Source organism: Sphingomonas sp. URHD0057 (assembly GCF_000620665.1).
Taxonomy (GTDB): domain Bacteria; phylum Pseudomonadota; class Alphaproteobacteria; order Sphingomonadales; family Sphingomonadaceae; genus Sphingomicrobium.
In genome coordinates, this window is the sequence record NZ_KK211162.1 from 236,920 (window position 1) to 257,695 (window position 20,776).

The 20,776-nt window shown below is 63.2% G+C and carries 39 protein-coding genes and 1 tRNA gene; 21 read left to right on the plus strand and 19 right to left on the minus strand.

Translation table 11 applies throughout. The features are described 5' to 3' along the window. The first annotated feature begins 19 nt into the window (after positions 1-19). On the plus strand, positions 20-862 hold the full coding sequence (locus N539_RS16495; protein ID WP_051531712.1) for an outer membrane protein: 843 nt from the start codon (positions 20-22) through the stop codon (positions 860-862). Positions 863-1,024: 162 nt separating this feature from the next. Here the strand turns inward: N539_RS16495 and N539_RS0109830 are convergent, their stop codons facing one another. After that, positions 1,025-2,368 carry a L,D-transpeptidase family protein gene (locus N539_RS0109830; RefSeq protein WP_081774306.1) on the minus strand — a complete coding sequence of 448 codons (1,344 nt, stop codon included), beginning with the start codon at positions 2,366-2,368 and terminating at the stop codon, positions 1,025-1,027. 129 nt (positions 2,369-2,497) lie between these two features. Here N539_RS0109830 and N539_RS0109835 point away from each other — a divergent pair, with 129 nt between their 5' ends. Together N539_RS0109835 and cysQ are read left to right on the plus strand one after the other, a co-directional pair. Further along, positions 2,498-3,277 carry an SDR family oxidoreductase gene (locus tag N539_RS0109835; RefSeq protein ID WP_028970120.1) on the plus strand — a complete coding sequence of 260 codons (780 nt, stop codon included), beginning with the start codon at positions 2,498-2,500 and terminating at the stop codon, positions 3,275-3,277. Beyond that, the gene (gene cysQ / locus N539_RS16500; RefSeq protein ID WP_081774307.1) at positions 3,274-4,104 is read left to right on the plus strand and encodes a 3'(2'),5'-bisphosphate nucleotidase CysQ; all 831 of its coding nucleotides are present in this window, start codon (positions 3,274-3,276) and stop codon (positions 4,102-4,104) included. The genes N539_RS0109835 and cysQ overlap by 4 nt, the downstream gene beginning before the upstream one ends. Here cysQ and N539_RS0109845 read toward each other — a convergent pair. Continuing rightward, positions 4,101-4,364, minus strand: coding sequence for a hypothetical protein (locus tag N539_RS0109845; protein ID WP_028970121.1), 264 nt, complete (start codon positions 4,362-4,364; stop codon positions 4,101-4,103). The two genes, cysQ and N539_RS0109845, sit on opposite strands and share 4 nt — an antisense overlap. A 181-nt stretch (positions 4,365-4,545) precedes the next feature. Between N539_RS0109845 and N539_RS17815 the strand changes: the two genes are divergently transcribed. The 3 genes from N539_RS17815 (at position 4,546) to N539_RS0109860 (ending at position 6,382) form a co-directional block, all read left to right on the plus strand. Next, a complete protein-coding gene (locus N539_RS17815) occupies positions 4,546-5,445 on the plus strand; it encodes a MarR family winged helix-turn-helix transcriptional regulator (protein WP_051531713.1) in 900 nt (299 codons plus the stop codon). Between the two features lie 123 nt (positions 5,446-5,568). Next, positions 5,569-6,255 (plus strand): S24 family peptidase, encoded by a 687-nt coding sequence (locus N539_RS0109855; protein ID WP_028970122.1) that lies wholly within the window; start codon positions 5,569-5,571, stop codon positions 6,253-6,255. Between the two features lie 51 nt (positions 6,256-6,306). After that, positions 6,307-6,382, plus strand: a tRNA-Val gene (locus tag N539_RS0109860). Between the two features lie 59 nt (positions 6,383-6,441). Here N539_RS0109860 and N539_RS16510 read toward each other — a convergent pair. The 17 genes from N539_RS16510 to N539_RS17830 all read right to left on the minus strand — a co-directional run bounded on the left by N539_RS16510 (position 6,442) and on the right by N539_RS17830 (position 13,390). Beyond that, the gene (locus N539_RS16510; protein ID WP_051531714.1) at positions 6,442-7,185 is read right to left on the minus strand and encodes a tyrosine-type recombinase/integrase; all 744 of its coding nucleotides are present in this window, start codon (positions 7,183-7,185) and stop codon (positions 6,442-6,444) included. Between the two features lie 59 nt (positions 7,186-7,244). After that, positions 7,245-7,556: a helix-turn-helix domain-containing protein gene (locus tag N539_RS19190; protein ID WP_156029870.1), complete on the minus strand. Its 312-nt coding sequence runs from the start codon at positions 7,554-7,556 to the stop codon at positions 7,245-7,247. Continuing rightward, entirely contained in the window at positions 7,553-7,828 is a 276-nt protein-coding gene (locus N539_RS16515; RefSeq protein ID WP_037552728.1) for a hypothetical protein, read from the minus strand. Before N539_RS16515 ends, N539_RS19190 begins: the two co-directional genes overlap by 4 nt. Then, entirely contained in the window at positions 7,825-8,517 is a 693-nt protein-coding gene (gene thyX, locus N539_RS16520; protein ID WP_051531716.1) for an FAD-dependent thymidylate synthase, read from the minus strand. Before thyX ends, N539_RS16515 begins: the two co-directional genes overlap by 4 nt. Further along, the gene (locus N539_RS18795; RefSeq protein WP_037552850.1) at positions 8,510-8,737 is read right to left on the minus strand and encodes a DUF3310 domain-containing protein; all 228 of its coding nucleotides are present in this window, start codon (positions 8,735-8,737) and stop codon (positions 8,510-8,512) included. Before N539_RS18795 ends, thyX begins: the two co-directional genes overlap by 8 nt. Further along, a complete protein-coding gene (locus N539_RS18800) occupies positions 8,734-8,937 on the minus strand; it encodes a hypothetical protein (protein ID WP_028970124.1) in 204 nt (67 codons plus the stop codon). The genes N539_RS18795 and N539_RS18800 overlap by 4 nt, the downstream gene beginning before the upstream one ends. Next, positions 8,934-9,314: a hypothetical protein gene (locus N539_RS0109890; protein WP_197018399.1), complete on the minus strand. Its 381-nt coding sequence runs from the start codon at positions 9,312-9,314 to the stop codon at positions 8,934-8,936. Before N539_RS0109890 ends, N539_RS18800 begins: the two co-directional genes overlap by 4 nt. Next, entirely contained in the window at positions 9,293-9,490 is a 198-nt protein-coding gene (locus N539_RS0109895; RefSeq protein ID WP_028970126.1) for a hypothetical protein, read from the minus strand. The genes N539_RS0109890 and N539_RS0109895 overlap by 22 nt, the downstream gene beginning before the upstream one ends. Then, a complete protein-coding gene (locus N539_RS17825) occupies positions 9,487-10,455 on the minus strand; it encodes a hypothetical protein (protein WP_156029871.1) in 969 nt (322 codons plus the stop codon). The genes N539_RS0109895 and N539_RS17825 overlap by 4 nt, the downstream gene beginning before the upstream one ends. Next, the gene (locus N539_RS0109905; protein WP_028970127.1) at positions 10,452-11,150 is read right to left on the minus strand and encodes a lambda exonuclease family protein; all 699 of its coding nucleotides are present in this window, start codon (positions 11,148-11,150) and stop codon (positions 10,452-10,454) included. The genes N539_RS17825 and N539_RS0109905 overlap by 4 nt, the downstream gene beginning before the upstream one ends. Next, on the minus strand, positions 11,150-11,389 hold the full coding sequence (locus tag N539_RS0109910; RefSeq protein WP_028970128.1) for a hypothetical protein: 240 nt from the start codon (positions 11,387-11,389) through the stop codon (positions 11,150-11,152). Before N539_RS0109910 ends, N539_RS0109905 begins: the two co-directional genes overlap by 1 nt. Then, positions 11,376-11,591, minus strand: a complete 216-nt coding sequence (locus N539_RS0109915) for a hypothetical protein (protein WP_028970129.1) — start codon at positions 11,589-11,591, stop codon at positions 11,376-11,378. Before N539_RS0109915 ends, N539_RS0109910 begins: the two co-directional genes overlap by 14 nt. Then, positions 11,591-11,734, minus strand: coding sequence for a hypothetical protein (locus N539_RS0109920; protein ID WP_156029872.1), 144 nt, complete (start codon positions 11,732-11,734; stop codon positions 11,591-11,593). Before N539_RS0109920 ends, N539_RS0109915 begins: the two co-directional genes overlap by 1 nt. 41 nt (positions 11,735-11,775) lie before the next feature. Continuing rightward, entirely contained in the window at positions 11,776-12,069 is a 294-nt protein-coding gene (locus N539_RS0109925) for a hypothetical protein (RefSeq protein ID WP_028970131.1), read from the minus strand. Next, complete coding sequence (locus tag N539_RS0109930) at positions 12,066-12,311, minus strand: hypothetical protein (protein WP_156029873.1); 246 nt, start codon at positions 12,309-12,311, stop codon at positions 12,066-12,068. Before N539_RS0109930 ends, N539_RS0109925 begins: the two co-directional genes overlap by 4 nt. A gap of 93 nt (positions 12,312-12,404) precedes the next feature. Beyond that, positions 12,405-12,677 (minus strand): hypothetical protein, encoded by a 273-nt coding sequence (locus N539_RS16530; RefSeq protein WP_051531718.1) that lies wholly within the window; start codon positions 12,675-12,677, stop codon positions 12,405-12,407. Further along, complete coding sequence (locus N539_RS17830; protein ID WP_197018400.1) at positions 12,677-13,390, minus strand: S24 family peptidase; 714 nt, start codon at positions 13,388-13,390, stop codon at positions 12,677-12,679. The genes N539_RS16530 and N539_RS17830 overlap by 1 nt, the downstream gene beginning before the upstream one ends. A gap of 94 nt (positions 13,391-13,484) precedes the next feature. Between N539_RS17830 and N539_RS0109945 the strand changes: the two genes are divergently transcribed. From N539_RS0109945 to N539_RS16565, 15 genes are all read left to right on the plus strand, one after another. Next, complete coding sequence (locus tag N539_RS0109945; protein ID WP_028970133.1) at positions 13,485-13,703, plus strand: hypothetical protein; 219 nt, start codon at positions 13,485-13,487, stop codon at positions 13,701-13,703. A 238-nt stretch (positions 13,704-13,941) separates the two neighbouring features. Beyond that, on the plus strand, positions 13,942-14,325 hold the full coding sequence (locus N539_RS17835; protein ID WP_028970134.1) for a helix-turn-helix transcriptional regulator: 384 nt from the start codon (positions 13,942-13,944) through the stop codon (positions 14,323-14,325). Continuing rightward, positions 14,322-14,843, plus strand: a complete 522-nt coding sequence (locus N539_RS19195; RefSeq protein WP_081774310.1) for an HNH endonuclease — start codon at positions 14,322-14,324, stop codon at positions 14,841-14,843. Before N539_RS17835 ends, N539_RS19195 begins: the two co-directional genes overlap by 4 nt. Further along, positions 14,837-14,977: a hypothetical protein gene (locus tag N539_RS18540; protein WP_156029875.1), complete on the plus strand. Its 141-nt coding sequence runs from the start codon at positions 14,837-14,839 to the stop codon at positions 14,975-14,977. The genes N539_RS19195 and N539_RS18540 overlap by 7 nt, the downstream gene beginning before the upstream one ends. A gap of 138 nt (positions 14,978-15,115) precedes the next feature. Continuing rightward, positions 15,116-15,352 (plus strand): transcriptional regulator, encoded by a 237-nt coding sequence (locus tag N539_RS18230; RefSeq protein ID WP_156029876.1) that lies wholly within the window; start codon positions 15,116-15,118, stop codon positions 15,350-15,352. 157 nt (positions 15,353-15,509) lie between these two features. Continuing rightward, complete coding sequence (locus tag N539_RS0109980) at positions 15,510-15,899, plus strand: hypothetical protein (RefSeq protein ID WP_028970136.1); 390 nt, start codon at positions 15,510-15,512, stop codon at positions 15,897-15,899. Continuing rightward, positions 15,896-16,609 (plus strand): hypothetical protein, encoded by a 714-nt coding sequence (locus N539_RS18545; RefSeq protein WP_156029877.1) that lies wholly within the window; start codon positions 15,896-15,898, stop codon positions 16,607-16,609. Before N539_RS0109980 ends, N539_RS18545 begins: the two co-directional genes overlap by 4 nt. Beyond that, complete coding sequence (locus N539_RS0109990; protein WP_028970137.1) at positions 16,606-16,857, plus strand: hypothetical protein; 252 nt, start codon at positions 16,606-16,608, stop codon at positions 16,855-16,857. Before N539_RS18545 ends, N539_RS0109990 begins: the two co-directional genes overlap by 4 nt. Further along, positions 16,854-17,414, plus strand: coding sequence for a hypothetical protein (locus tag N539_RS0109995; protein WP_028970138.1), 561 nt, complete (start codon positions 16,854-16,856; stop codon positions 17,412-17,414). The genes N539_RS0109990 and N539_RS0109995 overlap by 4 nt, the downstream gene beginning before the upstream one ends. Further along, positions 17,414-17,878 (plus strand): HNH endonuclease, encoded by a 465-nt coding sequence (locus tag N539_RS17845; RefSeq protein ID WP_051531721.1) that lies wholly within the window; start codon positions 17,414-17,416, stop codon positions 17,876-17,878. The genes N539_RS0109995 and N539_RS17845 overlap by 1 nt, the downstream gene beginning before the upstream one ends. Beyond that, positions 17,875-18,144, plus strand: a complete 270-nt coding sequence (locus tag N539_RS0110005; RefSeq protein ID WP_028970139.1) for a hypothetical protein — start codon at positions 17,875-17,877, stop codon at positions 18,142-18,144. Before N539_RS17845 ends, N539_RS0110005 begins: the two co-directional genes overlap by 4 nt. After that, positions 18,141-18,656 (plus strand): DNA N-6-adenine-methyltransferase, encoded by a 516-nt coding sequence (locus tag N539_RS0110010; RefSeq protein ID WP_028970140.1) that lies wholly within the window; start codon positions 18,141-18,143, stop codon positions 18,654-18,656. Before N539_RS0110005 ends, N539_RS0110010 begins: the two co-directional genes overlap by 4 nt. Beyond that, complete coding sequence (locus N539_RS0110015) at positions 18,653-18,850, plus strand: hypothetical protein (protein ID WP_028970141.1); 198 nt, start codon at positions 18,653-18,655, stop codon at positions 18,848-18,850. The genes N539_RS0110010 and N539_RS0110015 overlap by 4 nt, the downstream gene beginning before the upstream one ends. Next, a complete protein-coding gene (locus N539_RS19030) occupies positions 18,847-19,290 on the plus strand; it encodes an XF1762 family protein (protein ID WP_028970142.1) in 444 nt (147 codons plus the stop codon). The genes N539_RS0110015 and N539_RS19030 overlap by 4 nt, the downstream gene beginning before the upstream one ends. Next, a complete protein-coding gene (locus tag N539_RS16565) occupies positions 19,287-20,726 on the plus strand; it encodes a replicative DNA helicase (RefSeq protein WP_051531722.1) in 1,440 nt (479 codons plus the stop codon). Before N539_RS19030 ends, N539_RS16565 begins: the two co-directional genes overlap by 4 nt. Positions 20,727-20,776: the final 50 nt, after the last annotated feature.

Genomic DNA, 20,776 nt, shown 5'->3' on the forward strand with positions numbered 1-20,776 from the left:
CATGTGAAAGGGGACAAATATGCGCAAGCTGGCCATTGCGGCGGCGCTGGCATCGACTGCCATGGCGACGCCTGCTCTCGCCAAGGACGGTGCATGGTATGCCGGGGTCGAAGGCGGCTTGATGGTCGTCGAAGATACGGAGCTCGATTATCGCACCGCCAGCACCACCGTTGTCGACGGGTTCGTGATGAACCACAAAGTCGGCTTCGACGTCGATGCGCTGGCCGGCTACGACTTAGGTGTAGTCCGCCTCGAAGGTGAAGTTGCCTATAAGCACGCCAGCCTCGACGACACGAGAGTCGATCCTGCCCTTTCCGGGCCGGCTCCCCGGTTGTTCTTTGACACCAGCGGGCACGTCAATGTCCTGACGGTGATGGGCAACGCGCTGCTCGATTTCGGCGACGAAAACGGATGGGCCGGATACGTCGGCGCCGGCGCCGGTCTGGCGCAGGTGCACTATTCGCAGAACATCAGCCTGACTGGTCTGGATTTCAGCGACAGCAATGGCAGTTTTGCCTGGCAGGGTATCGCCGGGGTTCGCTATGCGATCAGCCCGTCGATGGACGTCGGACTGAAGTACCGCTTCCTGAACGTCAGCAACCTGGTGTTCAAGGAATCGAACTTCACTCTTGACGGTCGCCTGCGGTCACACAGCCTGCTGGCCAGCCTGCTGTGGAATTTCGGTGGCGAGGTTCCGCCGCCACCCCCACCGCCTCCGCCGCCGCCTCCTCCTCCGCCACCTCCGCCGCCTCCGGCGACGCAGACGTGCCCGGATGGCTCGGTGATCCTGGCGACAGACACCTGCCCGGCTCCTCCGCCTCCGCCTCCGCCGCCGCCACCGGCGCCTGAACGCGGCTTCTAAGCGGTCGTACCGGCAAAGAAATACCGGCTCGGGCAACTCGCCCGGGCCGGTTTTCTTTTGTGCGACGCACCAGCGCTAGGGAACACGTTGATCACCACGCCTGCACGGACCGGGCCCGCGCCGCGGACTATTCAAAGCTGGTCGGGTGTATTCCGGGACGTGTTAGTTGGACGCGAATTGCGGTGCGGTCCGGTCCCAGCCGTAGATGTCGGGTAGGTAGGACAGCTTGCCGTCCCTGACCTGAGCCGTGATGTAGGTCAGGTAAATCCGGGTGCCCTGCTGCAGCTGCACCCGCGTCTCGGCGTCGGTTCCCGGCGCGACCGGCTCCCTACCCAGCAGCCAACGGCCCAGCCGCTTTGCGTCCTCAACGCGGACGCAACCGTTGCTGAGATTGCGGTTGGCCAAAGCGAACTTGGCGTGGTCCGGCGTATCGTGAAGATAGATGTCTTCCGGGTTCGGGAACGGGAACTTCAGAATCCCCATTGAATTCAACGGACCCGGCGCCTGTTGGATCTTAAGGTGGAGCGAACCCGAGGCCGCAGCCTTCCAATCGACCGTCTTCGGGTCGACGACTTTCGGAGTTTCGCTCCAGTCCTCGATCACCGAATAGCCGTGCGACTTGAAGTAGCTCATCCCGAGTTTCAGCACGTTCGGAGCGATCGTCTTACGTACGAGATGGTCCGGCGCGTGCCAGTACGGATTGTAGGTGATGTAATACATTACGCTGGCGATCAGTGGCGTCGGAAGCTCGTTCGTTCCAGTGATTACTTTCATGGAATCGATTTGCTGACCGTTGTCGAACAGCGTCAGCATCGAGGTGCCGGAATCGACGAGAAGGAAGCGCCCGGTCGCGGGTAGCGAGCGTATGCGGTCGAGATTTGCGAGCAGGCGCGGGTCAGGCGTCAAATTGCCACTGGCCTGGGCTTGTGACCAGGCGGTATCGCGAAGCTGCGCATAGATAGGATTCACGCGGGCGGTGGTTGCCACGTAGCTCTCCAGCGAGGGAGCAGCGGCGGCAGTCAGCAAGATTTGATCGGCGCGCGATCCCTGCGGCTGCAACACCGGATAGGCGTAGATCATCCCCGTCGTGGGTTTCTTGATCGCCTGGACATACTGGACCCAGGCGGACGACATCGTGCGCTCAGCATTGTCCATGTCTTCAGGTCGGCCGCTGCCCGCTTGCGCAGCCGCCGCTTGCACTTGCGCAGCCAATTGGGGACCGGCAGCCAAGCCATCAAACGCCGCACGCTGAAGGATCGCGGTGAGCTGCGCGACGACAGCCGGATTTACGCCATTCCTGAACCAGATCGGCTGGGTCCGATGCGTATCATAAAACCCTGCGACCGAGGTGAGAACCGGAAGCGAAACTGCCGGGGGGGTCGGACTTAGCTGTGCGGAGACTGACGCAGCGGAGACCAGAGCCGGTATGCTCGCCCCAAGCACCAGAGCTTTCACGAAATCACGCTTCCCCATCATCACCCACCCCAACTGCTTCAGATCCCACATTTGTGTATGCCACGATATCCCTCAACCAAGATGCATTTGCGATGAACCGAGTCAGGTGACAGCCGAAGTGTGTCGCGGCATAGGCGTCGCGAGCGCTGGCCGGCGCACAACAATCGCGAAGGATCGGGAATGAACGTCAATGGGGTGGCCGCCGTGGTGACGGGCGCGGCATCGGGTTTGGGCGAGGCGACGGCGCGCGAGCTCGCACGTCGCGGCGCCAAGGTCGCAATCTTCGATCGCGACCAGGCGCGCGGTGAGAAAGTCGCGGCCGAGATCGGCGGAACCTTCTGCGAAGTCGATGTGACCTCGGACGAGAAGGTCGCGACTGCTTTTGCGAAGGCACGCGAGACGCACGGGCAGGAGCGCGTCCTGGTGAATTGCGCGGGCGTCGCCAATGCGGCGAAGACGGTCGGACGCGACAAGGAGACCAAGGCCGCCAAGGGCTATCCGATGCAGCAGTTTGAGCTCGCGATTCAGATCAACCTGATCGGCAGCTTCCGCTGCATCGCCAACAGCGCGCTGGGCATGGTCGACCTCGATCCCCTAGAGGATGGCGAGAAGGGCGTGATCATCAACACCGCCTCGGTTGCCGCCGAGGACGGCCAGATTGGGCAAGCGGCTTATTCGGCGTCGAAGGGCGGAGTGCTGGCGATGACCCTGCCCATCGCTCGGGATTTAATGAACGAAGGCGTGCGCGTGAACACCATCCTGCCGGGCGTGTTCAAAACGCCGATGGTCGGAATGATGCCGCAGAACGTCCAGGATGCGTTGGGGGCGCAGGTCCCATTTCCCAAGCGGCTCGGAGAGGCCGAGGAATATGCCCGGCTGGCGCTGTTTCTTATCGAAAATGTGTACATGAACGCCGCCTCCGTCCGACTCGACGGCGGGATCCGGATGGCGCCGCGTTGAACATCGACTACGGACGGCTCATCGACGATCTTGCCGACGCAGCGCGCGAGGCGGGCGAGGCAATTCTCGACGTGGTCAGCCGAGGCTTCGACGTAGAATCCAAGCACGACTCTTCGCCTGTGACCGAAGCCGATCGTGCGGCCGAGCTCGTCATCCTCGCGGCGCTGGCGCAAGCTGCCCCGGGGGTGCCGGTCATCGCGGAAGAGGAGGTCGCCGCGGGCCGGATTCCCGCGCACGGCGATATTTACTTCCTGGTCGATCCGCTCGACGGCACGAAGGAATTTGTGCGTGGCGGACATGATTACACGGTCAATATTGGTCTGATCGAGAGCGGATCGCCGACGCTCGGCGTCGTCTTCGCTCCGGCCACCGGACGCCTGCACGGTGGGTGGGTCGGGAGCGGGGCGTGGCTCGATGACGGTGCCGGCCGGAAATCGATCGCCACCCGGAGCCGTGGAGAGACGATCACAGCGGTCGCGTCGAAGTCGCACCTCAACCAGGCGACGATCGACTATCTCGAAGCGGCGGTCGGCACATGCGGCTATGTGTCGGTAGGTTCGTCGCTGAAGTTCTGCATCGTCGCAGAGGGCGGGGCGGATATTTACCCGCGGGCGGCGCCGACCAGCGAATGGGACACGGCGGCGGGCCACGCGGTGTTGCTCGCGGCCGGTGGCCTCGTCGACGGGCCGGACGGATCGCCGCTTCAATACGGCAAGCCGGCCTTTCTCAACCGGGCCTTTGTCGCAACCTCGGGTTGGAAGCCGCTGCGCCTCGATGCGTTCCTGGAGGATTTTGCCGGCGGTGGAGACTTGCCTCAGGGCGTTTAATGGGGTTCCCGGGCGGAGTCGTGCGCCCACGGCGTGAGATCCATCCAGTTCGGACCATATTCCCGCTGCGCTGCCCCGAATTGGCCGAGGCGGAGCGACTGAGCCTCGAGCCGGGCAGCTTCGAGGCGACCGTATAATTCCATCGCTTCGACGCTATTGCCGTCGAGGAGTCCCATGCGCCAGGCGAGCTTTTGCGCCTGCTCGAGCGCTTCGGCGAGATCGGTGAGCCAGCGGGCGCGCTCGTCGGCGGTCGTTTCCATCGGTCCTCGCCTCACGCGCGCATCCCCTTCGATCAGCTCGCACTATGGCGAGCAAGTTGACGTCTCGTTGGCATTAGGTCCGTTCTGGAGCCGAAATCGTCTGACTTTTCTTCGTAATGAGCGTTATCAAGCCATGCTCGGTCCACATCTGCAGCCTGGTTCAGGCCTTGGGGACTCGATTATGACCGAGACGGACCTTCCTTATCTCGACGTCCCTCCGCTGCTTGTCGCGGGTTCGTCCGATGGCGCGATCGAGCGAGCGAGGCAGACCGCGCAAGCCTTCGGGATACGGCTTGGCCATGCAATGCGGATCGACGATGTGCCCAGCCGACTGGACCGGCAGGCTTCGGCATCGGCATTGTGGATCGAACTCGACGATCTTGGCGCGAACGCCGAAGACTTCATTTCCGCCGTCAATTCCGAGGTTCGTGCCGGTCGGTATCCCGCGATCGTCGCGGCTTCCAAGAACCTGCTCGACCCGCTCGCCGCCTTGTTCGACGATGACGTCCAGATCCTCATCGAGGCGAATGAGGCGGAGCGAACCGCCGCGCTCGCCGTGGCGTTCGCCGGTCGCGGTATGGAGTCGCGATATTCCGACGTCGCATCCGATCGCAATGCCGAGCGATTGCGACAGTTGAGTGACGAGGTGAGCCGCATCGCGTCCACGCTCGCGCGGCTCTCGGCCGGGCCCGGCGCTCCGCCGCGACCAATTGATCGCGGCCCGGTTGCCGATATCCCGCAGGTGGCCGCCGATACGGTCCGCTCGGTCATCAGGGCGCGCCGCCTTCGCGCCCGGTTCTTCTCCGAAGAGATGTTCGCCGATCCCGCCTGGGACATGCTTCTCGATCTGCTTCAGGCCGAGATCTCCCAGCCTCGGGTCCCCGTCTCCAGCCTTTGCATCGCGGCCGCGGTACCGGCGACGACTGCATTGCGTTGGCTCAAGACGATGGTGAAGGAAGGCATCTTTGTCCGCCGTGCCGACCCGCACGATGGCCGGCGCGTCTTCGTCGAGCTTGCTCCCCAGGCAAGCCAGGCGCTGCGCCGCTATTTTGCCGAAGTCGCGTCGGTCCCCGTCATCTGATCGGAAACTGGCGCCTGGCTTGCCCATCAACGACAGTTAGAAAAATCTAACCATTACGTCAACGAAATATGTTCGATATCTCTAACGTTGCCGCTTTGGTTGCGTGCCGGGATAGTCGGCCGCATGGCCGAGGAAGCGCAGATATATCGCGAGCTCATGCGCTTCAAGCCTGAGGATCTTACGCCCAACGGCTGGGCCATCCGTGCCGGCGTCAGCCGGACGGTCTGGGCCGACATGCGCCGTCACGGCAATCCATCCCGACGGACGCTCGAGAAGCTGTTGGCGGCCGCTGGTTCGTCGCTGGCCGAATTTGAGGCCTTGCGGCTCGAGGGCGATCGATCGGGGGGTAAAAGCGCGATCAAGGGCGTGGAAGACACGCGCGCGTCGGCGTGGTCGCAGGCTCGGCTGCCTTCCCTTCCGTTGGTGGGCACCGATTTCGCCGGCGAATGGCCAGCGCCGGGAAGTGGGATAGCGCTGGTCGAAGTCCGGCCGGGCGAAATCATCGAACGTCTGCCTCGACCGGTCAGTATGGCTGGCGATCCTCGAGCCTATGCGATTACGATCGTCGCGAAGTCGATGTGGCCGCGGTTTCGCCCGGGCAGGCGGGTGGCCGTTTCACCGCGGGCTTCGGTCGCGATCGGCGATGACGTTCTCTTATCCCTTCGAAGCGGCGGCCTAGCCGTCATCGGCGAACTGGTGGAACGGGCCAACCATTCCGCGGAGCTGCGGCAGTTCAACCCGGATCGAACATTTTCGATCGATGGCGCCGAAATCCGTTCAATTCACAAGATTGTCGGTGACTTGATTTAGTTGAGCCGCGCTTGCGACGTTGGTGCGGGCGTGGCACGGGTCATCCTTCCGGGGCGCTTAGCTCAGTTGGTAGAGCATCTCGTTTACACCGAGAGGGTCGCAGGTTCGAGTCCTGCATCGCCCACCACAGTTTTCCGCCAAATTTGGCGCTCGACCCGATGGTTTCACGTGGAACGAATGAACCACTCACCAATCCAAAGCGGCCATCGCGTCGGCCATGAACCGGGGCGAATAGCGGGCATAGACCTGCTCGGTGATGCGGCTTGAAGAGTGGCCGAGGATCTGAGCGATCTTCTGCAGCGGGACGTCGGCTTGGGCCATCCAAACCGCCGCCGTGTGCCTGAACACGTGAGGCGAGCAGGGCACCTTGGCGCGTCTCGCCGCGGCCGCGATTGCCCGCTTGACGCTGGCCACCTGCTTGCCGCCGTACTCGATGACGTGATCCGAGAGCGCCGCTTTCCGCGCTTCGATCAATGCCTCGCGAGCCTTCGCCGCCATCGCAACGACCGTCCGGCGCTTGTTCGTCTTGTCGCGGCCGGCGGGCATGAAGTCGATCGTTCCGTGATCGAAGTCGACGCGATCCCATGTCAGGTCGAGGATCGCGCCCATCCGAGCGCCGGTCGCCAACGCCAAGGTCACGAACAGCTTCACGTGCGGCGTCTCGATGTGCTGCTCGAGCAATCGCGCCTCGTCCTTGGTCAGGTATCGGTCGCGCGGCTTTGACGGCGGTGGCGCGACGATGATCGGCGCCTCCTTGCCGTAGTGCCAGCGCAGACACGCGCGCAACGCTTCGAGCTCCGTCTTGACGGTCGAATTCGACTTGCCCTCGCGTTTCCGTTTGGCGGCATAGTCGCGGCATTCGGCCTTGGTGATCGCCCTGCCGAGCTTGTAGCCGAACGTCGGCTCGATCTGTCGCCACAGACTGTCCATGCGCGACTTCGATCCGCCGTTCGCGATTCGGTCGGCTTTGTACGGTTCCCATAGGTCGCTTACCCGTTCCTGGGCTGGTCGGTTGAGCCGGCGCCAGATTTCACCAGCGATAGCTTCGGCCCGTCCCCGATCATTCGTGCCAGTCGCAATTCGCTTCCGGGGATGCCCGTAGGCGAGGCTGTATTGTCCTCGGTGCTTGACGAGTCGCCAGTCAGACATTCGACACGATCAACCTCATTGGCAGGGATGCGGATCAGCTTGCCGAGCCGGAAATAGCTGAGATCCCCGCGGCGGCACATTTGCCGAACCATCTCGGATGAGCAACCCCATCGGTTCGCCAGCGTCTCGGGACTGAATGGCCGGGCGTTCATGCGTGAGACCCAAATGCCTGCGCCAGAACCTCGTCCACGCTCGGCTCGGCATCATCGGCAGGCTCAACCTCGGGAGCGGCTTCCTTCGGCGCAGGTTGGGCCTTCTCGCCCCGATAGGTGCGCGGTCGAACAGGGTGCAGCGGGCGGTTGGCGGACGTGCAGGCATCAACTTGCTCGCGCCATTGGCCTCCGCCGCCATAGGGGTCGTGGATGCAGTTGCGGCACATCGCATCGATCGCGGCTCGCAGGGATGGGCGGCGGGGCTTCGTCATGCGGCCTCCCGCTGCCTTTCCCACGCGCCAACCGCCACGGGAACGACAGCGCGGGCAAGATCGCGCATCGCCTCGGCGTACACTCTGATTTCATATTGGGCGTGTTCGTGAACTCGCAGGGTCAGGAAGCGGAACAGATTGAGCAGGTTCACGCTCGCGAACATGTGGCTGTAGGTGTTGACGGGTAGGACCGACCGCGCGAGTTCTCTGGGCACGCCATAGCCGAGCAATTCACGATAGGCCGCGAAGGACCGTTCCGACGAAGCGCGGATCGCGTTCACCGCCGCCTGTTGCGTTTCCGGGTCGGCTTCCACGCCGAACTCGCGCATTTGCTTATGGCTCTGGCTCTGCTTCCCGATTTTCGCGGGATCTGGAACGTAGAATTCTTCGGGCAGTTCGCGGTAACGGGCGCTTAGCTCGTTATATGACCAGGTGCGATGCCGGTGCCATTGCCGGAAAACGAAGATCGGCGCCTTGACCTCAAAGGTTAGCGCAACCGCTTCGAACGGCGATGTGTGCGCGTTCCGCCAGAGATAGTTGAGCAACCGCTTGTCGCTGCCTTCATCCTCGCCGGCGCGCCAATCGGCATCATAGGAAACTCGCGCGGCGCGGACGATTGAGAGATCGTCGCCCATGCTGTCGACGAGCCGAACGAACCCGTGGTCAAGAACGTGAACGAGATCACCCATTGCTTGCAGCCTTTCGAGCGGCGATCTCGCGGTCGAGATACCAGCGCGCCTTTTCGAGGTCTTGGACGGTCGCGCCCTTATGCTCGGCGCGCGCGATATATTTGACGGTGTTGCCGAGGCAGAAGCCGAGCTTCCACGCTTCGATCACCTTGATCGCTTCATAGGGATTGTCAGCGCCACCGTAGTGCGCCGGGTGGTTCACGGCCTCGCGCGGCTTCACCGCCACCACCCCTTGCGCGGCTCGTCGATGTGAACAGCCGCGCGCCGATCGCCCTCGATGTGGCAAGCGTTCCAGTTGCGCGCCATGATCGTGAGCCGCATCGCGTCGGACAGGTGCTTGCCCTCGCGCGCGCTCTGTTGGCGGATTTCGTCGACCGTCGGCTCGGTGGCGACCAGCTTCAAGGCGGGGGCGGGCTTCATGCTGCGCGCCTCGTGCCGACCTTTTGGCGGCTTCCATCGTTCCAGATGAATTGCCCACCCTCGCCGACGGGGAAGTAGTCGTGGCAATGGCAGCAGAAGGTCGAGCCGTAGTATTCCGGCTGCACCGCATAGGTTTCAGCACAAGCTCGCGGCATCGCCGTGACCGCGCCGCAAGCCTCGTGAATATAGTTGATGCGGAACGGCTCGACGTAGCCCTTCGCTCGATCCTCGGGGCAGAGGACGTAATGATCGGCGTTCTGGCCGTCTGCCAGCTTTTCAGTGGTCGGCGCGTGATGCGGAGCCTTAGCCGGATCGACGGCATTGCCTTTGACGGTGCAGCGTTTCTTTCTCGGGTTCATTGCTTCGACTCCCGGCACTCCGCGTGGCAGCCCTCAAGGAGGGCTTTGAGTGCGAGCATGTTATTGGTTTCGACGGTCAGCAGTGTCGTGTCGCCGGTGAAGGGGCCAGCGTCCGTGTATTCGTAGCCGCCCTCGGTGAGGCGCTTACGGAAGACGGGCAGCTTCCAGTTATCGACGGCAATCCCTGCCTTCACTTCGCCAACTCGCCCACCGGCGCGAACCGCGAGCGCTCTTGGTCGAGCGCAATTTCCAGCTTCGTCGCGAGCTCGGGGCCCATCGCGGCTTTGTGGCCTTCAGCCTCGGCGATGATCTTTTCGAGCGCTTCCGCCGTCGTTGCCGCTGCAGCCATCGCGATGACCTTCTCGACGGCCTGCTCGGCGACGGATTTTTCGGCGCCGGTTATATTCTCGGTTATATTTTCGGCGCTCGAATTAGCATCGACAGGCGGAAGGCCGAACGTGTCGGTTTCGCCTGGCCGGTCGGCGATCTGCTCAGCCATGCTCTGACCGCCGCCGCCGAGATCGTCGTCGTCGAAGCTCGAGCCGACCTTCAGATCAGCCGTGCGCGTGGCCAGTGCGGCCGTCACCTTCTCATGCAGCTCGGGCCGCGCAGTCGCGAGCTCGGCCAGCTTGGCGGCTTTCTCGGTGGCGAACGTCTGAAGCGCATCGAGCGTGGTGAAGTCGGCCAGCTTGGCGATGTAGCCGTTCGCCCATCGAGCAGCGCCGTCCTCGGAAGTAGCGGCCGGCGCGCGCTGCATCACCAGCGGCTTGATCTTGAACGGCGCCTTGCGTCCGCGAGTCACGAGCAGCGCCACCGTCTTGTCCTCGCTGATGTCGCTCATGTGGCTGATGCGAATGCCGCCGACCTGCAGCCCACCGAAGGCCACGGTCCCGTCGCGGTAGAGCGTCATCGAGCGCCCGACATATTTGCTCGCGTCCTTGCCCCATACGCCGACGAGAATGCGGCGCATCGTCTTGCACGGCTTGAACGGCTTGCCTTGGTCGCCTTCGTAGTGGATCGAAACCGGCTGCTCGGCCGCGTCCGGCGCCGCCGTCACCTTCGTGATGGTGATCGTGCGGGGCGCGTCCATAAGATCGTCGGCATTCATCTGATCGCTTTTCGCAGCGATGAAATCGGCCATGTTTACGGGCTGGCTCATATGATCATTTCCTCTTCAATCGTTCGTTCGGTCGGGGTCAGGCGCGCATCGCTCGCCATCGTCGCGGCATATTCGGCGACGACCTCGTTGATGCGGCTTTCGAACTTGGCGGCTGCGTCGACGATCGCGCTCTGAACGGCCTCGTCGGGAAACACGCGAATGACGATCATCGGCAACCCGCCGCTGTAGCTGATGAAGTCGCACCACTTGCGCTGCGTGACGAGCAATTCGCCTTGCACCTGCAGCAGATAATCGTCGGGCATCGCGTTGGCGCAGATCGTCTCGACCTGGTATTTCTGGCAGCGCGACTTGACCTCGATCATGCCGTCATCGCCGACCAACCCATCGGGCGAGCAGCCGAGCGTGAAGCCCCATCGGTTGTTCGTCACAAAGCCGCAGACGTCGACCTCGCCGTAGCGCTTCGAATATTCGGCGCGCGCCTTGATCTCGTCCTCTTGCCCGCGGAGCATCGCGTCGCTGATGTATTGCGGCTCGACGTATCGGCTGATGCGCTGAGCGGCCATTTCCCACAGATGCGAGCGCGCCTTCACGTTGTCGGCAATCTTGAGCGTTGGGGTCAGGATGCGGTCGAATTCGCTGGCGGTGAGCATGCCGCACCGAGCCTGCAGCCAGCGATCCGAGCCCTGGTCGAAATCGCAATGGATCTGGACGCCGATCTTCGCGGGCGCGTTCATCAGATCAGCGCCTCGGAATAGGCCGCGCGGAAATCCTCGACGCTCAGCCCGGTCGACTCAGCCAGGCGCACGTCGAATTCGGACTGCAGATCGGTGAGCCGCGTCTCGGCTTCGGTCGCGCGGTCCTCATGCTCATCGCCGAGCGCATCGTCATAATCGCGCTTCGCTTCCTTCAGGTCGAGCAGCACGTTCGACAGCGAGCGCGGGCGGATGGTGACGACGGCGTTATGCGGTGGCACGTTCACACTCCTCTTCGTCTTTCACGAGGCGATGGAGATCATTCGCGGTCAGCTTGCCGGCGCAGTCTCCGCAGACGTCGACCTCTTCCCATTCCGCGACGCGGCTGCCGTCACCGACCGACTGCATCACCTTGAACGAGAGATACGGCGGGCGGATGGGTTGGTCGCAGCCGACGCAATGGCCGAAGTGGACGCGGGGCATCAGACGGCCTCCTCGCGCGCAACTTGTTTGCTCATCAGATAGGCCAGCGTCCCGACGGCATCGATCAGTCGATCAACGCGGTTGTCGATAAGCTCCACGTCAAAGGCTCGGCTGGCGCGAGACTCTTGCGAAATCTGCTCCAATTGCGCGCAAAGGGCGTCGAGCCTGATGAGAAGGTCGGACCTCACGCTGCCCTCGCGTTCAACAGAGGATCGCCTCGGCACTCGGTCAGCTGCGCCGCATACCGCCGCTCAAACTCATCGACCTTCGCGCGATATTCAGCCCGCAGCGCATCGCGCGCCGTGATCTGATCCCACAGCTTGGGGATCGCCCAGGTCTGCTGGATCGCGTCCTGATGCTCGGCCAGTGCGGCGGCGAGATCGACTTCGCGCTGCGGGTCCGGCTTTGGGCAGACCATCGCGAAGAACTTGGCGCCGGTCATGCTGGCGGCGGGGACGGTGATTAGGCGGTCGGTCATTGCCACACCTTCGCGGCGATGATCGCTGAGCCGACCGTTGCCATGCAGCCCGCGTAAAAGCCGAGGTAGAATGGGATCATGCGAGGCGCGGACAAAGCGTCGCCGATGCGCTCCAATGTCGAGGGGCGGCGCGCACGGAGGGCTTCGATCAGGTCAGGCCGGCCCTCATTCTCGCGGGCAATGTCGTCCAGCGTTCGAACCGGCACATGCACGACGCGGTGAAGGTGGTGGAGGTCGCCCACGGTGTAATTCCCCAAGCGGCGGGATGCCGCGTTGAGGAGGTTATTTAGCACGATTGCTAAGCGATGCAACCCTATATTTGCAGCAATGCTAAATTATTCGCACAGGCTCGGCTCGCTCACGTCGGGCGGCAGGATCGCGACCTTGCCGTCGCTGCTGAAGTAGAACACCGAGAAACCGATGTAGCCGCCATAGCTGTTCTTTGCGTTGACCCATCCGCAGACGCCGCCCTTGCCGTCCATCGGTCGCAGGTCGCGGAACTTGGCTGAGTCGGCATCCTTCAATTCGGCCTTCACCGCGGCGATAGCGGCCTTGCGCTGCTCGGCGCTAACCGTAGGCGTAGCGAGCAGCAGGAGCAGGGCGATCATCAGTAAACTTCCCCGATGACCTTGTGGATCGCAGCGACCCGCTCCTGCTCGACGCGGAACGTGACTTCCGGGTTGAACTGCCGCAGCTCGATGAAGGTGGCGCTGCGCCGGACCATCTCCTTGATGAGCACGGTCGACACGCGATCCCGATGATCGCCCTCGCCTGGTCCGCCCTTGAGCTGAACCACGACGTCATCGCCGATCGACACTGGCGCGCGCGGGCTGACGATAACCCGGCGCCCTGGTCGGAAGCGCGGGTACATGGAGTCGCCCACGACGGTCAGCGCATAAGCCTCCTTGTCGCGCGCGAGGCTCACCGGGCGGGCAACGTGCTCAAGCACTTCCGCCATGTCTAATTCAGTTAATTCTATATCCCGCTCAGGATCAAAGGAATCTGCGCCCATAGCCGTCCCTACAAGTGGGATGGCCGGCAAATCGCCCGAGCCGTACTTTTCATCGAACGGCCGGTCTCCGAACGACGCAACCTCAGCCCTGACGGTTTGGTTCCGAATGCCCCAACCTGGGAAATCGGGGTAGCGCTGGCGCAGCTTCTGGACGGTATCCCGACCTAAGCGCGTGGTAGCCTTGCCGTTGTAATGGCGGGTGATGGTGGTCGCCGCTGCGCCGATTTCCTTGGCGACGCGACTCGGGATGCCACCGGCCCAATCGACCAGATCCCTGACGAGCTGATGATCGTCGTCGGTTTCCCCCATGTGGAGCAGATTAGCCGAAATGCTAAGCGGCGGCTCTTTGCAAGAGTGCAAATTGAGTTGTTGCATTGCGTAGCAATCCTGCTAAGTGATCCAAATGGACCAGCAGGACATCATTCGCGACATCGAAGAGCGGGCCGCCAAGCTTCAGCTCTCGATCAATGAGATTTGCGTGAAAGCCGGGGTCCACCCCACAACCTTCTCTCGCTGGAAATTAAGCGAGAAGAACCCTCAGCCGATAGGCGCCACCCTCAAAAGCCTATCGGCGATCACCCAAGAGCTGGAGCGCGTCGAGGCCCTGAAGGCCGCGGCGTGACCCCCACCATTTCCAACACGGGCGGCGCTTTCACAGATTCCCTGGGCGCCACGCTCGTCAGGGTTTGGAGAGGTCGCCCCCGCTCCAAACCCGCACTTTCTGATCGAGCGCCTTAAATGCCGCCGCGGGGGAAATTCGAGACGACCAGCGCAAAGGCTGGTGGCGGGGGGCGCCGGCGCATCGCTGGCCGTCTCGCTACAGGCAATGTTCGCACTCATTGCAATGCGGGTGGTCAATAATGGCGACCGCGGCCGACGTCCTATATCGCGCACCCGAAACATTTAGCCGGTCGCTGTTCGGGCGTCCGTCCAGCGGCTCTTATCGGGCCGCGGTGGCGCAAGTGATCCGCGAGGTCAAAGCGCGCCACAAGCTGTCGAACGAGCGCGTGGCCGAGCTGGTCGGCTGTTCCGAGCAGACCATCGCCAACGCCGAGACCGATCGGGCCGAAAACAACCTCAACCCGGTGACGCTCCTCAACATCGCCTACGCTTTCGGCGAGGAAGCGATCGAGCCGGTGCGGGCCCTCTATCTCTGCGCGCCGACTGAAGAGGTCACAGCCGAGACGCGGCTCAACCGCATCGAGCGCGAGGTCAATGCGCTGCGGAAGGAGATCGACGCATGAGCGAGTGGCGAGCAGTCGCGAGTGCACCGTCCTATGAAATATGTCGGGAAGGGCAACTCAGGCGAGCGGCACCAGGGCGCGGAGCTAAGGTTGGTCGCCCTGTGAGCGTTTGGGTCGACCGATATGGTTACGCGTTCGTGCGCCTCGGATTGGGGCGCGGGGTGCCTCGCAACTTCAAGCTGAGTCGTCTCGTTTGTGAGGCGTTCCATGGTCCCGCCCCATCTCCAACCCACCATGCGGCTCACAATGACGGGAATCCCGCCAATAACGCCGTCGACAACCTCCGTTGGGCGACTCCCGCCGAAAACAATGCTGATAAGCGATTGCACGGCACACATTTGCTCGGCGAGCGGCACGCCGGCGTTAAGGTTACAGATGCAGAACTCAGATCGGCACGACAACAGTTTACTGGTGCACGAGGCCAAGTAGCTCAATTCGCGCGCGACTTCGGCATCAGCCGTAGCACCGCATACAACCTTCTCCATCAGCGCGTTCGTTCGGGGCAGATGCCATGCTGACGCGCGCCCGCTCTTTGCTCAACGCCTACTTCGCCGCGCAGCTGTTGCTCACGATCATCGCGATCTCGTTCATCGCTGGCTTTTGGGCCGCGACCGCAATGGCGATCGGCATGGTCAAGGCGGCGGCGGCATGATCCAAGAGCTATTCCGCTGCGTCGTCTGCAACGCCGATTTCGACACGCCCGGCGAGCTGCGCCGTCACACATGCCCGGCCAAGGCCAAGCGCCAGCACGAACCGACGGGGCCCTGATGGCGCGGGCGGGGGGAATCCAATGAACGCGCCCTTCAGGCCGTGCCTTCGCGTGTCTGTGCGCCCTGACGCCTTGCTGGCGCGCATGGAGCCGGACGAGCTCGACCGGATCATGCGCTGGCTCGGTTGCCGGTCGAACGGCCAGATGGGCGAGCGGATCGGCGTCAATCGCGGGACTGTGCAAACGTGGCGCAGCGGGCGGGTCGGTGTGCCGCGCCACATCGCGATGCTGCTGCGGCTTCTGGCGGCTGAAATCTGACGTGCGGATGATCGACCATTTCGCGGAGATTCTTTCGCAGCACGGCGACGGCGACAGGGCTGCGGCTCAACTCGGCAAGTCCCGCGGATGGGGACAGGGCGCGCTGCGCCAGCTCCGCAAAGAACTTGGACCACAGGCAAACTGAAGGAGAAACATCATGGCACGATCCGACCCTAAAACCGCGCAAGTCACCGAAGTGATCGCTCCCGATTTCGCGAAGATGAAGCGCATCTTCCTCAACGACCTGAAGCCGGCCGACGAAAAGAGCGCCAAGATTCGCGGCGATCTCAGCGCGGCCTGGGCGATGATCGAGAAAGACTGCCACCTGAACAAGCGGGCCGCGAAGCTGCTGTTCAAGCTCAACGGCGAGAGCGAAGAGACGCGCGACGACTTCCTGCGCACGCTCTACGGCGGCATGAAGGCGCTCGGGATCGGCATTTCGCAGGATCTCGTCGACAAAATGAGCGGCGACGATGCGCCGGCCATGCCGACGGTCGACAAGCATGGTCTCGGTCAGGAAAATCTCGCGACGCTCGACGCGGCGTGACCCTTCACTACCACATGGGTCCGGTCACGCCGGAAGGAGCGCTTAGGCAGCTCGCCGGAGAGATGCTTGGCGTGTCCTTCGCCTACCCCTCGCAGGTGGAGACAATCCATGAAATTGCGCAGTCTGTTATGCTGGATAACGGCGCATTTACGGCGTTCAAGCAAGGCCGTCCGATTACTGATTGGACTGCTTACTACGAATGGTGCGCCCGTTGGTTGGACTATCCCTCCACTTGGGCGGTGATTCCCGACGTTATTGCTGAAGGATCGCAGGCCCAAGACCCCTTGGTCGATCAATGGCCGCATGGAGACCGCGGCGCTCCTGTTTGGCACACTGGCGAGCCGATCGCGCGGCTGTTGCGCCTGTGCGAAAAGTGGCCGCTCGTCTGCATCGGATCGACTGACGATCATTGGCAGGTCGGCGGGCCATTGTGGACCGTGCGGATGCACGAAACCTTCGAAGAGATAGAGCGAGCGTTCAAGCGGACGCCTCGGCTGCACATGCTGCGCGGCATGGCACAATGCGGAGGGCCTTGGCCATTCTACAGCGTCGACAGCTCATCGGTCGCCCAGAACCATTGGCGCCGTCGAGCGCCGCTATTTGCGGGTGAGGGCGATGCCGAGTTTTGCTCTGGCCCTTATGCGCGGCGATTCAATGTCGTTCAGTGTCCGCCGCGTTGGCAACCTCCAAGGGTCGAGGTCGCGGCATGAACATCTATCGCCAGCGCTTCACTGCGCCATGCTGCAACAATGGCTTGGTCGTAATCTACAAACTCAAGATCGAGACGGCCGACACGATCATGGTGGAGGATATTCAGGCCGCTTGCGTCGAAGCGGCCGGCTTGCCGAAGCCATATCACGAAAACATCGCCGACTTTCTGAGTGATCGCTTTGGCGGGCGACAGCGCATTCGCGCCCACCACCACGGGACTGACATTGAAACGAGGCGCGGCGAATGAACTTCCTCGCTCTCGACTTAAGTGTCCGCTCGACGGGATTCGCGCTGTGGTCTCAGGGCCAAGCGCTTCCCGTCAGCGGCACATGGGCGCTCGGCTCGCTTGAATGGCGCGGCCGGGCGTTCGTTCGTCTGCATAAGCAACTGCTCGACCTTCACCGTGTCGCATCCCTCGACGAGATCGTGTTCGAGGAGCCGCTGTCGCCCGGCTCGCTGCACGGGCACACGAACGTGGCGACGCTCTACCTTGCCGCCGGCCTAGCCGCACACGTCGAATCCTTCGCGGAAGCGGTCGGCGCTCGGCACCGGGCGGTGCATCAGGCGACATGGCGCCGTCACTTCATCGGCAAGATGCCGCGCGGGACCAAGACGCCGGACCTGAAGCATATGGCGATGACGCGGTGCCGTGATCTCGGCTTCGACGTCCAGAAGCATGACGCGGCGGAAGCGTGCGGGCTGCTCGATTATCAGCTGATCGTCGCGGGGATCATCGCACCTTGGCGGGCTGGCGTCCTTGAGCGCGAGATGATGCCAAGCATCGACGGAAGGGCGGCGGTCTGATGCCGACCGTCACGCCTTCGACCATCATTCCGATGGATCAACGCGATGCTTTTTGGGCCAAAGTCGAGCGGGGCGGCGAGGACGAATGCTGGCCGTTCATCGGATCGCGCACGGTCGGCTATGGCTATTTCTATTGGGGAAGCAGCTTCGGTGTTCGGGCACATCGCGTCGCTTATTCCCTCACCCACAACATCGAGCTGCGTCGCGACGATGTAATTCTTCATCGCTGCGACAACCCACCGTGCTGCAACCCCGCGCATCTCACTTTGGGGACACACGCCGATAACGTCGCCGACAAGGTGGCTAAGGGGCGGGCCCGGGGCGGCAATTCGGGAAAGACACATTGCCAGCGAGGCCATGCGCTTTCGCCCCCCAACACCTACGCCACGCCAGATGGCCGTCGGCAATGCCGCACCTGTGCCGCTGGCCGTCAGCGTGCTTACAAAGCCAGGGCAGCCGCGTGAGCCGCTTCCCGATCATCGACCGGCTCGACGCTGCGCTTGAGAAGGTCCGCGCGCGTCAGATGGAAGTGCGCGCGATCTATCTCACCGCCGAGGATCACGACAAGCTTGACCGCGCCGAATCCGCTCGATGGAAGCGCAAGGTCAGCGTCCTCGAATATCTCGGCCATCAGATCAGGCGCGGCGAGCAGTCGCGCATCTATTCGACACACGGCGTCGGCGTGGCGGTCGCGGCTAAGGTCAGCCCGCGCGTCAGGCTTGCGGCATGACGTTCCTCGGCACCAACCTTTTCGGCGAGGCGCAGCAAGCGCATCAGTCGCAGCTCCCGCCAGAGGCCAACAAGTTCCACGTCGGCAACGGCGACGACGGCAAGCATTACTGGCTGACCCCGCTCGCGCTTTATGCCGATCTGGACGCCGAGTTTCACTTCGACTTCGACCCTTGCCCGTTCCCGCTACCGGAGGGCTTCGACGGCCTGACGTGCGAGTGGGGACAGAGCAACTACGTCAACCCACCATTCGGCTCGATCACCCACCAGGGCAAGAAGAAGGGACCGACCGCTTGGGTGCGGAAGGCGATCGAGGAATGCCGCAAGGGCAAGCGCGTCGTGCTGGTCTATCCGGTCGATAAGTGGGTGCTGATGCTGATGCGCGAAATCCTCGGGGATCACGCGCACGTCCGCAATCTCGGCGATGTCAGATGGCTCGCTACTGAGGACGGATCGGCCGGCAAGGGAACGGGGCGCCACATCGCCTGCTTCATCTTGGAGCCGAGCGCATGACCGCCGCCGTCCTCCGCCTCACCCCGCGCACTGTCACGAAGGACGACGTTCTCCGCGCCTACGCCGTGCATCGCGCGATGATCCTGGCCGAGGTCGACGATCCGCGCTTGCTCGACGATCCGGCGCATCAGGCCGCGAAGGAAGAGGCGCGGGAGAAGTATCTGACCGCGTACAACGATTGGGTGCGGCAATGAGGCTGTCGGTCGCTCCCATCGACTTCGATCAAGCGGCTGCGTTCGTGCGCCTGCATCATCGCCACCACACGCCGCCCGTTGGTCACAAATTCAGCCTCGCAGCGCTGCTCGACGGCAAGCTCGTCGGCGTGGCGATCATCGGGCGCCCGGTTGCTCGCGGTCGTGACGACGGCCTGACCCTAGAAGTCACGCGCCTTTGCACCGACGGCACGAAGAACGCTTGCTCGTTCCTCTACGGCGCAGCTGCTCGGGCGGCATTCGCGCTCGGCTATCAGCGCGTCGGCACATACATTTTGAAGCGCGAGCCGGGCACGAGCCTCGCTGCGGCTGGCTGGAAACTCATCGGCGAAGTGAAGGGCCGCTCATGGTCGTGCCAATCGAGGCCGCGCACCGACAAGCATCCAACCGAGCCTAAGCTGCTTTTCGAGATCGCAGCATGAGTGCCGAGCTCGCCATCGTGGAAAGCGAACCTCAGCCGCTCGCGGTCATCGAGGAAGAGGCGGCGCTGCTCGGCGCGCTGATGTACGAGCCGATGCTGATCGATCCGATTGCCGATCGTGTCGCGCCCGCCGATTTCTTCGAGCCGCTTCACGCCCGCATCTTCACCGCGATCCTGTCGCTGCATGGCGAAGGCAGGACCGCCAACGCGATCACGCTCAAGCCATATTTCGACAGCGACGCGGCCATGAAGGACGTCGGCGGGGTCGGTTATCTCGCACAGCTCGGCGGCACTTATGGCGTCATGGGCGTGGTCGGTGCGCGCGACTTCGCCAATCAGATCGCCGACCACGCCAAGCGCCGCCGACTGATCGACGGGATGCTGGAGGTCATCGCCGACGCGCGCTCCGTCGAGGTGCCGGTCGCCAAGCTGGTCGATGCCGCCGACTCCGCGCTTACCCAGGCGCTCAGCCGCGCCAATGCCGTCGCCACCGTCAGCCTGGCGCAATCGTTCGACACGACCCTGAAGGCGATCGAGGACGAAGCTGCAGGGCTTGGACCGCAGGGTATCCACATCGACGGGCTCAAGGACTTCAACGAGCTGACCGGCGATCTGAGGCGCGGCGAGCTGATGTACCTCGGCGGACGCCCGAGCATGGGCAAGACGGCATTGGCTGTCGAGCTCGCGCTTGGCGCTGCGAAGGCTGGCAACGGCGTGTCGGTCATCAGCCTCGAAATGCGCGCCGCCGAGCTGACCACCCGGGCGATGACGACGCTGGTTTACGATCACGGCTCGTCCTGTCCGACCTTCGAGAATGTGCGCCGCGGCCGACTTGCTGAACGCGACAAGGACTTGCTCAAGCTGGCGCGTCGGCAAATCGCCGAGTGGCCGCTGCTCATCACGGATCCGCCCTCGCTCAGCATCGGCCGGCTCGCGATGGAGATTCGCCGTCACCGCCGCCGTCTCATCGCCGCGGGGCAAACGCTCGACCTGGTGATCGTCGACTATCTCGGCCTCATCAAAGGCTCCGACCCGCGCGCCAAGCGATACGAGGAGGTCGGCGAGATCAGCCGCACGCTCAAGGCGGTCGCCAAGGAATGCGACGTCGCGATGATCGTGCTCGCTCAGCTCAACCGCGAATGCGAGCGCCGCGACGACAAGCGGCCCATGCTGTCGGACCTGCGCGACGCCGGCGACATCGAGCAGGACGCCGACCATGTGATGTTCGTCTATCGCGACGAATATTATCTCGAGCGCTCAGAGCCCGACGTTCACGACAAGAAGCGCGCCGAGTGGGACATCGCGATAGGCCATGCGCGCGACAAGATCGAGCTGATCGCGGCCAAGGTGCGCAACGGGCGCGTCGGCAAGCGGACCTGCCATTTCTACGGCAAGCATCAGGCGGTGCGGGCCTCTGATTATTTGAGCGGCCGGTGAATGACCTGGCTCCATATCCCCTCCGAATGCTTGAGCTCTGCGCTGGCACT

What these genes read in the sequence shown, in the direction of transcription:
- N539_RS16530 (WP_051531718.1), bottom strand. Translation starts at nt 12,677, where the DNA reads ATGATCGCCCTGCTCCTGCTGCTCGCTACGCCTACGGTTAGCGCCGAG.
- N539_RS18800 (WP_028970124.1), bottom strand. Translation starts at nt 8,937, where the DNA reads ATGAAGCCCGCCCCCGCCTTGAAGCTGGTCGCCACCGAGCCGACGGTC.
- N539_RS0109845 (WP_028970121.1), bottom strand. Translation starts at nt 4,364, where the DNA reads ATGGAAACGACCGCCGACGAGCGCGCCCGCTGGCTCACCGATCTCGCC.
- N539_RS0110015 (WP_028970141.1), top strand. Translation starts at nt 18,653, where the DNA reads ATGACCGCCGCCGTCCTCCGCCTCACCCCGCGCACTGTCACGAAGGAC.
- N539_RS18540 (WP_156029875.1), top strand. Translation starts at nt 14,837, where the DNA reads ATGCTGACGCGCGCCCGCTCTTTGCTCAACGCCTACTTCGCCGCGCAG.
- N539_RS16565 (WP_051531722.1), top strand. Translation starts at nt 19,287, where the DNA reads ATGAGTGCCGAGCTCGCCATCGTGGAAAGCGAACCTCAGCCGCTCGCG.
- N539_RS19195 (WP_081774310.1), top strand. Translation starts at nt 14,322, where the DNA reads ATGAGCGAGTGGCGAGCAGTCGCGAGTGCACCGTCCTATGAAATATGT.
- N539_RS0109945 (WP_028970133.1), top strand. Translation starts at nt 13,485, where the DNA reads ATGGACCAGCAGGACATCATTCGCGACATCGAAGAGCGGGCCGCCAAG.
- N539_RS0109855 (WP_028970122.1), top strand. Translation starts at nt 5,569, where the DNA reads ATGGCCGAGGAAGCGCAGATATATCGCGAGCTCATGCGCTTCAAGCCT.
- N539_RS0109835 (WP_028970120.1), top strand. Translation starts at nt 2,498, where the DNA reads ATGAACGTCAATGGGGTGGCCGCCGTGGTGACGGGCGCGGCATCGGGT.
- N539_RS18230 (WP_156029876.1), top strand. Translation starts at nt 15,116, where the DNA reads ATGAACGCGCCCTTCAGGCCGTGCCTTCGCGTGTCTGTGCGCCCTGAC.
- N539_RS17830 (WP_197018400.1), bottom strand. Translation starts at nt 13,390, where the DNA reads ATGGGGGAAACCGACGACGATCATCAGCTCGTCAGGGATCTGGTCGAT.
- N539_RS0109915 (WP_028970129.1), bottom strand. Translation starts at nt 11,591, where the DNA reads ATGCCCCGCGTCCACTTCGGCCATTGCGTCGGCTGCGACCAACCCATC.
- N539_RS0109980 (WP_028970136.1), top strand. Translation starts at nt 15,510, where the DNA reads ATGGCACGATCCGACCCTAAAACCGCGCAAGTCACCGAAGTGATCGCT.
- N539_RS19190 (WP_156029870.1), bottom strand. Translation starts at nt 7,556, where the DNA reads ATGAACGCCCGGCCATTCAGTCCCGAGACGCTGGCGAACCGATGGGGT.
- N539_RS0109990 (WP_028970137.1), top strand. Translation starts at nt 16,606, where the DNA reads ATGAACATCTATCGCCAGCGCTTCACTGCGCCATGCTGCAACAATGGC.
- N539_RS16515 (WP_037552728.1), bottom strand. Translation starts at nt 7,828, where the DNA reads ATGACGAAGCCCCGCCGCCCATCCCTGCGAGCCGCGATCGATGCGATG.
- N539_RS17815 (WP_051531713.1), top strand. Translation starts at nt 4,546, where the DNA reads ATGACCGAGACGGACCTTCCTTATCTCGACGTCCCTCCGCTGCTTGTC.
- N539_RS16495 (WP_051531712.1), top strand. Translation starts at nt 20, where the DNA reads ATGCGCAAGCTGGCCATTGCGGCGGCGCTGGCATCGACTGCCATGGCG.
- thyX (WP_051531716.1), bottom strand. Translation starts at nt 8,517, where the DNA reads ATGGGTGATCTCGTTCACGTTCTTGACCACGGGTTCGTTCGGCTCGTC.
- N539_RS17825 (WP_156029871.1), bottom strand. Translation starts at nt 10,455, where the DNA reads ATGAGCCAGCCCGTAAACATGGCCGATTTCATCGCTGCGAAAAGCGAT.
- N539_RS17845 (WP_051531721.1), top strand. Translation starts at nt 17,414, where the DNA reads ATGCCGACCGTCACGCCTTCGACCATCATTCCGATGGATCAACGCGAT.
- N539_RS0109830 (WP_081774306.1), bottom strand. Translation starts at nt 2,368, where the DNA reads ATGTGGGATCTGAAGCAGTTGGGGTGGGTGATGATGGGGAAGCGTGAT.
- N539_RS0109995 (WP_028970138.1), top strand. Translation starts at nt 16,854, where the DNA reads ATGAACTTCCTCGCTCTCGACTTAAGTGTCCGCTCGACGGGATTCGCG.
- N539_RS0110010 (WP_028970140.1), top strand. Translation starts at nt 18,141, where the DNA reads ATGACGTTCCTCGGCACCAACCTTTTCGGCGAGGCGCAGCAAGCGCAT.
- N539_RS0109905 (WP_028970127.1), bottom strand. Translation starts at nt 11,150, where the DNA reads ATGAACGCGCCCGCGAAGATCGGCGTCCAGATCCATTGCGATTTCGAC.
- N539_RS19030 (WP_028970142.1), top strand. Translation starts at nt 18,847, where the DNA reads ATGAGGCTGTCGGTCGCTCCCATCGACTTCGATCAAGCGGCTGCGTTC.
- N539_RS16510 (WP_051531714.1), bottom strand. Translation starts at nt 7,185, where the DNA reads ATGGACAGTCTGTGGCGACAGATCGAGCCGACGTTCGGCTACAAGCTC.
- N539_RS17835 (WP_028970134.1), top strand. Translation starts at nt 13,942, where the DNA reads ATGGCGACCGCGGCCGACGTCCTATATCGCGCACCCGAAACATTTAGC.
- N539_RS0109925 (WP_028970131.1), bottom strand. Translation starts at nt 12,069, where the DNA reads ATGACCGACCGCCTAATCACCGTCCCCGCCGCCAGCATGACCGGCGCC.